Annotated in this window: 12 protein-coding genes; 4 read left to right on the forward strand and 8 right to left on the reverse strand. The window is 33.7% G+C overall.

Going from position 1 to position 12,772, the window contains the following annotated elements; genetic code table 11:
- Positions 1-20: 20 nt before the first annotated feature.
- Positions 21-650 (forward strand): YigZ family protein, encoded by a 630-nt coding sequence (locus KF816_11175; GenBank protein MBX3008570.1) that lies wholly within the window; start codon positions 21-23, stop codon positions 648-650.
- Between the two features lie 115 nt (positions 651-765).
- Positions 766-1,194, forward strand: coding sequence for an Rrf2 family transcriptional regulator (locus KF816_11180; GenBank protein ID MBX3008571.1), 429 nt, complete (start codon positions 766-768; stop codon positions 1,192-1,194).
- 50 nt (positions 1,195-1,244) lie between these two features.
- Here the strand turns inward: KF816_11180 and KF816_11185 are convergent, their stop codons facing one another.
- From KF816_11185 to lepA, 5 genes are read right to left on the reverse strand one after another with little or no spacing between them, the layout of a single operon-like run.
- Positions 1,245-1,661 (reverse strand): hypothetical protein, encoded by a 417-nt coding sequence (locus KF816_11185; protein ID MBX3008572.1) that lies wholly within the window; start codon positions 1,659-1,661, stop codon positions 1,245-1,247.
- Positions 1,661-2,302, reverse strand: a complete 642-nt coding sequence (locus KF816_11190) for an O-methyltransferase (protein MBX3008573.1) — start codon at positions 2,300-2,302, stop codon at positions 1,661-1,663. The genes KF816_11185 and KF816_11190 overlap by 1 nt, the downstream gene beginning before the upstream one ends.
- Positions 2,303-2,304: 2 nt before the next feature.
- Complete coding sequence (locus KF816_11195; protein MBX3008574.1) at positions 2,305-4,326, reverse strand: S8 family peptidase; 2,022 nt, start codon at positions 4,324-4,326, stop codon at positions 2,305-2,307.
- A 52-nt stretch (positions 4,327-4,378) separates the two neighbouring features.
- Positions 4,379-5,296 carry a signal peptidase I gene (gene lepB, locus KF816_11200; protein MBX3008575.1) on the reverse strand — a complete coding sequence of 306 codons (918 nt, stop codon included), beginning with the start codon at positions 5,294-5,296 and terminating at the stop codon, positions 4,379-4,381.
- A gap of 18 nt (positions 5,297-5,314) precedes the next feature.
- Positions 5,315-7,108 (reverse strand): translation elongation factor 4, encoded by a 1,794-nt coding sequence (gene lepA, locus KF816_11205; protein ID MBX3008576.1) that lies wholly within the window; start codon positions 7,106-7,108, stop codon positions 5,315-5,317.
- A 111-nt stretch (positions 7,109-7,219) separates the two neighbouring features.
- On the opposite strand from lepA, the gene KF816_11210 reads away from it, so the two are divergent.
- Complete coding sequence (locus KF816_11210) at positions 7,220-8,338, forward strand: PQQ-binding-like beta-propeller repeat protein (protein ID MBX3008577.1); 1,119 nt, start codon at positions 7,220-7,222, stop codon at positions 8,336-8,338.
- Complete coding sequence (locus KF816_11215) at positions 8,335-8,988, forward strand: HAD family hydrolase (GenBank protein MBX3008578.1); 654 nt, start codon at positions 8,335-8,337, stop codon at positions 8,986-8,988. Before KF816_11210 ends, KF816_11215 begins: the two co-directional genes overlap by 4 nt.
- Here KF816_11215 and KF816_11220 read toward each other — a convergent pair whose 3' ends face one another.
- Genes KF816_11220 through KF816_11230 form a run of 3 tightly spaced genes read right to left on the reverse strand, consistent with a single transcriptional unit; the run spans position 8,989 to position 12,738 of the window.
- The gene (locus tag KF816_11220) at positions 8,989-10,200 is read right to left on the reverse strand and encodes a peptidoglycan DD-metalloendopeptidase family protein (protein MBX3008579.1); all 1,212 of its coding nucleotides are present in this window, start codon (positions 10,198-10,200) and stop codon (positions 8,989-8,991) included.
- A complete protein-coding gene (locus tag KF816_11225) occupies positions 10,178-10,951 on the reverse strand; it encodes a DUF4292 domain-containing protein (GenBank protein MBX3008580.1) in 774 nt (257 codons plus the stop codon). Before KF816_11225 ends, KF816_11220 begins: the two co-directional genes overlap by 23 nt.
- Positions 10,948-12,738 carry a tetratricopeptide repeat protein gene (locus tag KF816_11230; GenBank protein MBX3008581.1) on the reverse strand — a complete coding sequence of 597 codons (1,791 nt, stop codon included), beginning with the start codon at positions 12,736-12,738 and terminating at the stop codon, positions 10,948-10,950. The genes KF816_11225 and KF816_11230 overlap by 4 nt, the downstream gene beginning before the upstream one ends.
- Positions 12,739-12,772 lie beyond the last annotated feature (34 nt).

Genomic DNA, 12,772 nt, shown 5'->3' on the forward strand with positions numbered 1-12,772 from the left:
TTTTATGTGATAAAATATTTATGGACACACCCAGCATCATCAAAACCATCCCTAATTTTCATGAATTCCGCTTCAAAGAAAAAGGATCATTGTTCATAGGGCAGACTTACAATATAACATCGGAAGAGGGAGCAGAAATTCAATTAAAGAAAATTAAAAAAGAATTTTATGAAGCCACACACAGATGTTTCTCTCTTAGGCTGATTGATGGCACTTTTAAGTACTCTGACGATGGAGAACCAAGCGGAACCGCCGGAATAAGAATTTACAACGCCCAAAAACATTTTGAAGTTACAAATAACCTTACTCTTGTAATCCGCTATTTTGGTGGGACGAAACTTGGAGTTGGTCCCCTTGGCAAAGCATATTATGATTCTGCCTTCTCGGTACTAAATGAGGCAAAAGTAGTAACTCTAAAAAAATTTCAAGGATTAGTAATTGATTATGATTTTGAGCAATCGAGTTTAGTGCACAATATCATAAAAAAGTATGGCATTAAAGTTATTTCTTCCAATTTTGATCCTTCGCCAAAAATTCAAAGTTATATTGATTTTGAAAGCTTATTGAGTTTTGGTTCAGAAATGGCACAATACTCACCTCGAAGCATAAAATTTACTTTAAAAGAGAATATAGAATATTTTGAAGTGTGAGATAAAAAGCGACATTAAATCTTGACAACGTGTTCCGATTTAGCTAACTTCGTTCAAAAGATATTAAGCTCTTAAAACTCCTAATAAATAATTCACTAAATACCGGGGATTTATAATGATCTATACGAAAACTGGCGAATATGCAATAAGAGCCATACTTTTCTTGGCGCGTCAACCAAAAGAAAACCTGATCATGTCATCAGAGATCGCAAAAACAGAAGATATTCCAGCCCATTATCTTGCCAAAATTCTACAAAGAATGGCAAAGTATGGATATGTTGATTCCTTTAAAGGACGTGGCGGTGGATTTAAAATTACAGAACTTGCCAAAAAAAGCTCAATTCTCGAAATTGTTGAAAGAGTCGAAGGTCCGGTAATTAACCTGAAATGTGTTACGGGATTAAAAGAATGCTCGGATGAGTATCCTTGTCCTCTTCACGATGAATGGGCAGAACTAAGAAATAAAATATATAGTTTGATTTCTAGTAAATCCGTTCAAGAAGTGGCAGATAAATATTCCGAGACTTTGAGAAAATCGGTTTAATTTGATTTTGAGGACTTCAAAAAGGACTTGAGTAGTTTACAAGTCCTTTTTTATTTCTGATCGTTAAAGTAAAGTTTAACATAACTTAAATCTGCGCAAAGCTTATTCAAATTCATCATTCCGGTTTGTGACATTTCTAAAAACTTAATTTCAAATATTTCTTTTATAAAGGGGGAAGCGTCGATTAATAGTACTGCTAATTTTTCCCTCAGCTTTCTTACGGATTCAGTGTATTCGCTTTTCATTTTTTGGAAATATTCTTCATCAATTATTTTATCTTTTTGAGTAATTACTCTCAAAAGTCCAGTTGAATATTTAGCTTCAAATGCGAGTGTTTTGAGGAGGTCTATTTTATCAGTTTGAATTGAATGATTCAGAATTATCTCAACATCGTCTTTAAAACTAATTTTATTATTTGATAATTCCCCGATTGACGTTAATATTTCTGCAACATTTAATTGATTCATCAACACTTTACCCCGATGCCTATTCCATCACCAATTGGATAGATAAAGGCTTTAAGATTTTTTTGATTCATAAAAACATCATTGAATTTTCTAACGTGTTGAGTTGATATCTTAAAATTATGAGGGACCGATTTGGAAGCGGCATAACCTTTCCACAATAAATTATCAATAAATATTATCCCCTTTTTCTTCAATAACATCAGTGCAAAGTGAAACAGAGTCTCGTAATCTTCCTTATCTGCATCAAGAAAAATGAAATCATATTTTTTCGAAAGACGCGGCAGTAAATCGAGAGCATCCCCCTCAAGTATATTTATTTTACTTTCTAAATTGGTTCGTTTAATAAAACCGTAAGCAGTTTCAATGTTCGGTTCACTTTTTTCAATGGTGTCCACTATTCCCTTTTTCCGTAGCGAGCGTGCGATACGAATAGATGAGTATGCAATCGCAGTTCCGATCTCAAGTACTCTTTTGGGGCGGGCAGTCAATATCATATGTTCTAAAAATTCGGATGAGAGCCAATCTAATATAGGTATTTTATTCGCTCTCGCGTATTCCTCCATTTCAATTAATAAATCATTCTTTTCATTGCGAAAATTATTTAAATAATCTAATTGATTTTCATTAATAATTTTTGACATAATTATTTCACCAAAACCATTTTTTTTGTCTGTGAAAAATTGCCGGCAGTTAATCGGTAAAAATATACACCGGTTGAGAGTGTTGAGCTTGCCTGCCCAAGACTGGTAAAAGTAGAGAGTGAAGAACTAGATAATATATTATTAATTGAAAATTTCACTTTATAATTTCCCGGTTGCATCACTTCATTAGCTAATGTCGCAACTTCTCTACCCAAAATGTCATACACTTTTAATGTGACATGACTTATTTCTGAAAGCTGATATCTGATGGTAGTTTCCGGATTAAAGGGATTTGGATAATTTTGGTATAAATTAAAATCTGAAGGCAATTCCCTATCTTCTATTAAATCGGAAAGTGTAACTACAACATCACCAAACTTTAGTTTATAATTATCAGAAAAGGGATCGCGCTTAAATTCTCCAGTCTCCGATTCATAAGTAAAATAGAATTCAACATTAGCACCTGGATTTGAATTTGGAAGCTCGCATGAGAAAATAAAATTGCCATCAAAACTCATTGGTATTGTTGTGAATAATCCCGAACCGGAAGAATAATTCAAACTGACCGAATTTGATTTTACTCCGGAGCTATAAATAAATGCTTTATTAAGGAGGAAACTAGTACCATTCAATTTTAAGTTAGGATAATTAATTGCTCTTTTAGCGCTGATTAAACCCCATCCTCTTTCGTTATTTGGTACTGTTTTATTATCTCCGCTCTCAAGAAAGATATTTCTAATTTGTCGGTTATTAAGATGCGGATAAGCTGATTTTAATAAGCCCGCGATTCCCGCGGCAATTGGAGTTGCATAAGAAGTGCCATTACCCGATCCATAATTAGCTGTACCTTCGATAGCATGATAAACTGAAACACCCTGCGCAACTATTTCCGGTTTTATTCTTCCATCAGAAGACGGTCCACGACTGCTGAACGATGCCAAGGAATTTGTTGAGGATACAGCTCCAACTGTTATCATATTAAAAGCATCACCTGGTGAGGAAATAAGATCCATGCCTTCGTTACCGGCGGCAGTAAAAGTTGAAACTCCCCTATCAAATGCGAGATTAGCCGCTTTAGCAACTATGGTTGTAAATCCATTCATATCTTGATAACTATATGAAGTTTGTTCTTTATCAAAAACTCTATAGCCTAATGAACTGCTTGTTATATCAACACCTTTAGATTCCATCCACTCAAGTGCGGCGGCATAATTATCCTCTTCACTATTTACTTCTACTCGGATGTCTTCGGTTTTTGCTAATAAAAAAGAGGAGGCATAAGCGGGACCAATTAATTTACCAGGTTCATTTCCCGCCATAATTGAAAAAACTCTTGTTCCATGTCTATCCTGATCTGATCGGTCATTTGATTCATTTGCTGTATTCGCATCCTTAAAAACAAAATCATACTCAGCAATTACATTTTTAGTTTGAAGTGATGGAACTGTTTTCCACCTAAAACCGGTGTCAAGAATACCAATAATTACGCCTTTGCCATCGATACCCAAATTGTGAACAGCTGGAATTTCAGATAAATCATTTTGTGTTAAAGCAAATCCGTAATCTAGTCCAATAGTTTTGTTCAAGCTAATCGGCGGTTCAATACTTTTTGATTCATCAATAGGTTTCGCAGATGTAAACCCTTTCACTCGTTCAATTCTATCAATAAATTCATACTTCGATATTATTTTTATTTCTTCATCATTCAAATAAGCCGATGCGGCATTAAACCATTTAAGCACATGATGAATCTTTATCCCTTCTAATTTTAATGCTTCGAGATATTCACTTTTCACCGGTAGATCTTCAATTGTGATATATTTTTCATCTCCCAAAACAGATTTACGACGTTCGATTGCTCTTGTGGTGAGTTGTTTTTCTGCTTCCTGGAAAAGGGCAGAACTTTTATTCAAGGTCTGATTTTGTGAGATCCCTTTATCTTTGAAATAAACAAAATATTTTTGCTGAGAATAGATTGTCGAAGTGATCAACAATAGTAATAAAACGGGGAAGAGAAATTTCATCCGGAATCCTTTCATTTTTGGGTATGAATATACTCAATGAAAGAGTTCAAACTCAATGGACTAATTTTGCAATTCTGTTTATTCTAACTGAGCCGAGTAAGTTGAAAAAATCGGAGAATGGAATACTTGGATCCCATGACCAATAAATCATTAAAGCTTGACCAACAACTTTGCTTCGAGGAACAAATCCCCAGAACCGGCTATCTGCGCTATCATCCCGGTTATCCCCCATCATAAAATAATAATCATCTTTTAAAATGTAGGAATTAGTATGCACACCATCTATAATAATTTTATCCCCTTCAATTATTACCGCACGTTTATCAAATTCTCTATCGATAATAGTTCGCCACTGCTCTATATTTTCAAAAGTAAGATAAAGTGTATCCCCTTTTTTCGGAATGATAATTGGTCCATAATTATCCTCATTAAAGAAGGAATTTTTTGGAAAGATTCGTGGATTAGGAACTCCCTTTGGAGTGACATAATTATTTAAGTATTGAATTTCGTATGGACGCTGTGCCTCTTTGCCATTTATGAAAACTACTTTATCAATAATCTCTATTGTATCACCAGGCTCACCAATACATCTTTTCACATAATTATCAATTTGCACAGGTTTAAATACATCTCTATCACCCGGATATTCAAACACTACAATATCCCCCTTTTTTGGTTCCCGAATTGATGGAAGTTGAAAATATGGAAGTACAACATTTGTGAAAGGGATTGTTCTTGGTGATGAGGCGCCGTAAATAAATTTATTTACAAATAAGAAATCACCAACTAGAATTGTTTTTTCCATTGATCCGGTTGGAACACGGGAAGTCTCAATTAAAAATGTTTTTATAAGAAGAGCGGCAATTGCAGCAAACAATAAATTTTTCCAAAACTCAATAAACTTTTGCTTGGGGGTTTTTATAACTTTCTTCGTTTCTTTTTCTTTACTATCTTTTTTGAATATACTCATAATAAAACGAACCTTATTTTAATCTTCTATTTGTAATACTGCTAAAAATGCTTCTTGTGGTATTTCAACATTTCCTACTTGCTTCATTCTTTTCTTACCTTCTTTCTGCTTTTCGAGAAGTTTTCTTTTTCTCGAAATATCGCCACCGTAGCATTTCGCGAGTACATTTTTACGCATTGCTTTTATATTTGTTCTGGAAATTACCTTAGCGCCAATAGCCGCTTGAATAGCAATTTCGAACATTTGACGCGGGATTAAGTCTTTAAGTTTGGAACAGACTTTTAATCCCCAGCTGTAAGCTTTCTTTTCATGAACAATAATAGAAAGAGCATCAACTTTATCTCCATTAAGCATTATGTCAAGTTTCACAAGATCTGATTCGCGATAATCAATAAATTCATAGTCGAATGAAGCATAGCCGCGAGAAATCGATTTGAGCTTATCGTAGAAATCAAAGATTATTTCAGCCAGTGGAAACTCGAATGTTAAATCGGCACGAGTTGGATCTAAATAAGTTGTATTTTTATAAATACCTCTTTTTTCAATCGCCAACTGCATTAAGTTCCCAACATATTCACTCGGGGTCACAATTTGTGCAATAACATATGGTTCCTCAACATGATCAATATCTCCAACGGGGGGCATATCTGCAGGATTATCTACAACTAATTTTGTCCCATCTTTCTTGAAAACCCAATACTCAACGTTGGGAAGTGTTGTTACTATTGATTGATCAAATTCTCTTTCTAATCTTTCCTGCACTATTTCCATATGAAGCATACCAAGGAAACCGCATCTAAACCCAAAACCGAGTGCCGCGGAAGTCTCTGGAATAAAGCTTAATGCTGAATCGTTCAATCTAAATTTTTCTAATGCTTCACGTAAATCTTCATATTCATCAGAATCGGTTGGGTACAATCCACTAAATACCATTGGCTTAATTTCTTTATATCCGGGCAATGGAGTATCAGTACCATTTCTAAGATGAGTTACAGTATCACCAACTTTTGTATCATGAATCTCTTTTATATTTGCAATAAGATAGCCCACATTACCTGCTCTCAATTCCCCGGTTCTAATTCTACCCAATCTTAATGTGCCGACTTCCTCAGCCAAATATTTTTTATCATTTACAAAAAATTTAATTTCATCTTTTTCTTTGATGATGCCATTCATAACTCGGATGTATGCAACAGCTCCACGGTACACATCAAAAATTGAATCGAATATTAATGCCTGTAGTGGAGCATTTTCATCCCCTTTTGGCGGGGGAATTTTTTGAACAATACTTTCTAATATTTCTTCAATACCTACTCTTGTTTTTGCGCTAGCTAATATTATACTCTCCTCATTACAACCAATTAAATCAATAATCTGATGTTTAACCGAATCGACCATCGCGCTGGGTAAATCAATTTTATTAATAACAGGTAAAATTTCGAGTCCTGCATCAATTGCCATATAAAGATTACTTATTGTTTGCGCCTCAACTCCCTGAGCGGCATCAACAATTAGTACGGCGCCTTCACAAGCGGCGAGTGATCTCGATACTTCATACGAAAAATCAACATGCCCGGGTGTATCAATTAAATTGAGAGTATAAGTTTCTTTATCTTTTGCGATATACTTCATTTGTATCGCATGCGATTTAATGGTTATCCCTCTCTCTCTTTCAAGATCTAAACTGTCGAGGAGCTGGTCTTTGGCTTCTCTTTTCGAGATTGTATTTGTAAATTCAAGGAGTCCATCGGCAATAGTGGATTTTCCATGATCAATATGTGCGATTATGCAGAAATTTCTGATGTTTTTCATTATTCTTTAAAATTAAGTGCGAAAATATATAAAGATTGAAAGGCAGTTACAATTTAGGTAAAATTTTAAGACCAAATAGAAGTTATTGTTTTTGTAAATTTACACCCAATTATGAACAAATTATTACTTTATATACTCTTTTTCTTACCTGGGATAACTGGATGGACTCAGTCCGATTCAGTTTACGTCAACACTAATTTTGTTGAAAGCTACATTAAATCGGAACTGCCCAGGGTTTCTAATTTATTTTTATTTCAACCTGACAATAAAATCTTGGTTACCTACGACAGCACATACTTAACCTACTTCGATGAAGAATTAAAATCCAAATGGATTAAAAACATCTACACCCAGATTTCAGTCTCACCCGTATACAGTGACAATTTTATAGTTATTGGCACCACTGATGGAGATTTAATTTTAATTGAAGAAAAAACCGGAATGCAGGACCAATCATTCGGAACAGGTGATTCAATCTCCAGTGGTATTTCATCGTTTGAGTATGAGGGGAGAAAAGAGTTGGTTTTCCCAAAAATGAACGACTCAAAAACCGCTCTGCTAATTGGGAATAAAGGAGGGGTTATAGTTTGTTACGATTTAGAAACGCTCCAAGAATATTGGAGAAGTGATTTTAGTAGCAACCTTATCAATTCGCAGTTACTGGTTAGTAAAAAAAGACTTTATTTTACTAACAATGAAGGTTATTTAAATTGTGTCGATATAAACAACGGATTGCTGATTTGGCGGTGGAAGGAAACTGAGACAAGCAGTTTTGATGGCTCCCCTATTTTAATAAACGATAAGAATGTTTTTGTTGTAGGTGAAAATGGAACTGTTTATGCTATAGATATTCAATTAGGTAGATTAACATGGAAAACAACTAACATTAAATTTCAAAACAAAATAAGTCTAACTTTCGATTCAAAGTTTCTATTGGCACGAGCAACCAATGATCGCATTTATTGGATAGAACCCGCATCTGGTAAATATTATACTAGTATTAAAAGTAATTACGCAACTAATGATACCACTTCATCAATAATTAGCAATAAAAACTTTTTGCTTTATTCCCAAAAAACAAAATTGATAATAGTTGATTCGAAAAAGAAAGAATCAGAAATCTTTAGCGGTGAGAATAATATACTTAAGATTGGGTTATTACAGGAGAGAAAAATTTATCTTATCGACTCTAATGGGAATTTATTTTTTATTAATCTGAGAGAAATATGATTGAAGGCGTTATTTTTGATATTGATGGAACATTAACAGCAACTAACGAATTAATTTTTGCGTCATTTAACCATGTAGCAAAAAAATATCTAGGGAAAAAATTAACTGATGGGGAGATAATTGCTTTATTCGGACCTACAGAGGATGTAATATTAAAGGAGTGGATGAAAGACAATTACGACGATGCACGAAAAGACTATTATGATTTTTATTCTGCAATGCATCATCAAATGGCTGATGCTTATCCTGGAATTTTAGAAATCTTGAAACTAGTGAAATCACGGAATATCCCCTTATCAATTTATACAGGGAAAGGAAGATTATCCTCTGAAATTACTTTAGAGAAAATAGGCGCTATAGATCTGTTCGATATGATTGTAACTGGGGATGATGTAGAGAATCACAAACCATCACCCGAAGGGATAGAGGTTTTTGTGAACAAATATAATCTGAATAAATCCAATGTGATTATGATTGGCGACGCTCCGGCAGATGTAATTGCAGCTCATTCCGCGGGAGTAAAAGTAGCTTCTGTTGTTTGGGATAGTTATGCTAAAGAAAAAGTAATGAGTATGGGAGCTGATTTTATTTTTGAATCGGTTAATGAATTGAGAGAATTTTTAAATAAAAATATGGTTAAAACAGGATAGTTATTTTTTTGCTAACCAGATAATTGGATTTTGATAATTCCTTTCACTCCAAATTTCAAAATGCAGAATATTCCCTTCAAGACTTTCGTTCACTTTACCAATTACAGTACCGGCAGTTACTCTGTCCCCTTCTTTAACCATTATATTAGCTACATGTCCGTATACAGTTCTATGTTCATCTCTATGAGTAATAATCACAATGCTGCCATATCCAGGTATCCAATCGATAGCCGAAACAATACCTTCGGCTATTGCAACTACATTTTGATCACCAACAACTTGAATATCAATTCCATAATTAAGGGTAACAGTTTTAAGTTTTTCATTTTTATTTTCGCCAAAGGCGCGATACACAGAACCGGATTTCACAGGCCAGCCCAGGTTACCTTTTAACTGAACAAAATTTTGAAATGAATTGTAGTCAAATTCTTGGGTAAAGTTTTTTTGAGAAGCTTTCTGTTCACGTACTCTGTTTTTTCTATCCCGCTCATATTCAATTAATTTTGTGATGATCGACTTAATCACAATTTCAGCTTTTCTTTTTGATGCAATTTCTTCGAGAATTGCTTTTTGATCTTTGCGAAGAACCGATAAAAGCCGTTTTCGCTCCGATTCTTTTTGTGTTAATCTTGCCTGCTCAGAAATTTTCTGACGGACAAATCGTTCCTTTTCACTTCTCTCAAATTCCAGCTGAATTCTTAACGAGTGAAGCTCATTACTACTGCTACGAAGTTTAGTTACGGTTTTTTCATTTTCGCGCGAGATAAATTTTAGATATTGGTACCTTTTAAAAGATTGGTTGAATGACTCAGCGTCAAGCAAAAATCTTAACATCGATAAACTGCTGTTTTTATAAAGCCAAACAATATATCTAGCATATTTACTTTGTAGAGTTGAAATTCTATTCTCAACCTTTCGTAATTCTGATTGAATAACAAATAGTTCGTTTTCTTTTGATCGTTCCTCAGCAATTAATCCTGTAATAACTTTATTGAGTAGTAGATTTTGTTTGCTGATATTTTCTATCGCTGTTATAGATTCTCTTTCTTTCTGCGTTTTTGATTTCAGCTCTTTTTCAAGAGTAGTAATTTCTTTTTTTATTTTTTGCAGCTCAAGATTTCTATTCTTTATTGAATCTTGTTTTTGAGGGATAGAGTGTGAAACAAGCAACAATAGCAGAATTAAAATTTTACCAGTTTGTAATTTCGGCATCTTCCGGTATCTCTATTTTTAACGAACCGACATTCTTATTTATTTCTACTTTTCTATACATAACATTAATTTTTTGATTACCTCTGATATCATTTACTTTAATTGACCTTGCTACAGGTACATCATCATATCGCAATATGTCTGAATATTCAGCAGAAAAAAGTGATTTACTATCATCAATTATCTTAAATTCTGAAATTGCCAGATTCGCAGAATTTATTGTATATATAAAATTTGTATTGTTTTGGTCATCGTTTATTTCCACTGAATAATTATTCTCATTTAATAATTTAGCCTCCGGCTGAAACGACAATTTATCTGATAGATTAACGGAGCCGGTTAATAAATTAATTAATTCATCGAATTGAATATCAATTTTCAATACTTGCTTTATAACTCCCGGACCAACCTTTCCTTTATAAACTCTGTTATTTATCACATCGAGAAAAACAAAGTCTTTATTGTTTACATTAATTCTTGCGAGATCAATTCCAAATGGTCCAAATAATGAAATCGTGACAGAATCTGGACGAACAATTTTAACTTCAAAATTACTTTTAGCATTAATTTCGCTACTCTTAATATCCAAAGTACCAATACCCAAAAAAGTTTTTACTTTTCTTCTGTTGGCTTCAACTCTTTTTAAAAGTCGATCTGCCGAGATAGATCTTTCATCAGAAATTTCTTTAGTTGGCACACATCCATAAATAAATAATCCGGCAATCACCAGTAATAAATATTTTTTAATCACAATCCACCTTTTTCAATTTTCTGTTTTATTTCATCTTTAGTAGAATCTAATTTAAATGCATTTTCCCAATGTTGAATTGCTGTGTTCTTATCTCCCAGTCTAAAATAAGTATCTCCTAAATGATCCAATAAAGTTGGGTTATCGCTTTCAATTGCAACCGCTTTTTCAAGGTAAACTTTTGCATTTTTATAATCACTCAATTTATAATAGATCCAACCTAACGTATCAAGATATGACGCATTCTCAGGTTCTTGCTCCACTGTTTTCTTAGACCATTCAAGTGCCTGCTCCAAATTGGAATCTCTTTCAGATAGAGAATAGGCATAATTATTTAATATCAAAATATTCTCGGGATCAATTGCCAGCGCTTTTAAATATAGCGAATCAGAAACAGCATAATTCTTTTTTCCTTCTTCAATTAGTGCTATAATACTTATCACCTGCAAATTTTCCGGGTCAAGAATTAATGCTTTATTTAAATGAACCAGCGCTTCATCTTCCAATTTTAATTGATTGAGTGTAAAACCGAGCGAAGTTAGTGAAGTAATATCATTCGGGTTGAGTTTAACGCATAATTCAAGCACCGGCTTAGCCTCAATATGGGTTCCAAGTTGTGAGAGGGAGAGACCATAGATAAGATTTATCATAAAATCATTTGGGAATTTAATTACTTCCTCTTTTAGAAATTCTGCCGCCTCACTATATTTTTGATTATCGAAGAGAAGTCCCCCAAACCGCACAATTAATTGGAGATTCCACTGAGCAAGTTTAACTGACTCGTTGAAATATTTTACCGCTTTATCTATATCTTTTTCATTTACAGCTATCTCACCTAGTGAAGCTTTGATCTGCCAATCGGTTGTATCTTTATCGAGAGTTTCAAAAAAGTCTTTTGCGATTTTCACAGCGGATGAATCTTTAATTGACTGAGCATAGAAAGCAGAAGCAATTCTAATTTTATTTTCATGAGTAATTTCATCCAGCTTAATTAAATGCATGTAGTAAGTAGACGCCTCAGCAATTTTGCCCATATTTATCAGTGCATTTCCTTTTAGTTCAATCAAACCGGCATCATTCGGGAATGATGTTAAAGCTTGATCTGTCTTACTAATTGCTTTTTCAAATTGATCAGTTTTTATTAATGCGTCGATCAATACTTTTTGAAGCTGTAAATCGGAAGGATTCAATTCTAATAATTTCTCAATAAACGAAACACTCTCCTTCAAGTTTCCCTGTCTTTCATTAATATCAATTAATTTTACAACAACACTCCACTCTGGCCCGATAATATCAATCACCCGTTTATAAAGGTCAATTGCTTCGGAAGGGCGTGAACCTTCGTAAAGTTGCGCTAAGCCATAATAGGCGGGTACATTCAATGAATCGACTGATATAATTTTCTTATATGTTGCTATTGAGAGTTCATTTAAATTTGAGGCGCTATAAATATTTGCGAGCATTGTTAGATAATTAATATTCAATGAGTCTTCAGCCACCGCCAATCTAATATTTACTAATGCATTAGATAATTTATTTATTCTCCAATAATTTTTTGCTAAAGCATAATAAATTCCAGGTTGGGGGTCTAATAGAACCGATTGGCTGTAGTACTCAATTGCTTGATTTATATTCCCTTTAGTTTCGGCAATCGAACCATCTATAAATTTTTCTAATGCTAACTGTTTTTTATCTGCGGATAATGAATTTTGGGTTGATTGATCCGATAGATTTCGGGAACCAGAACATGCTGCTATTAACATCAATAACAAAATTGAAAAGTATTTCATAAACTCCTTTAATTTGAAGCAAAAATTAAGCGAA

This window comes from Melioribacteraceae bacterium (genome assembly GCA_019638015.1).
In the GTDB taxonomy this organism is placed as follows: Bacteria; Bacteroidota; Ignavibacteria; order Ignavibacteriales; family Melioribacteraceae; genus JAHBUP01.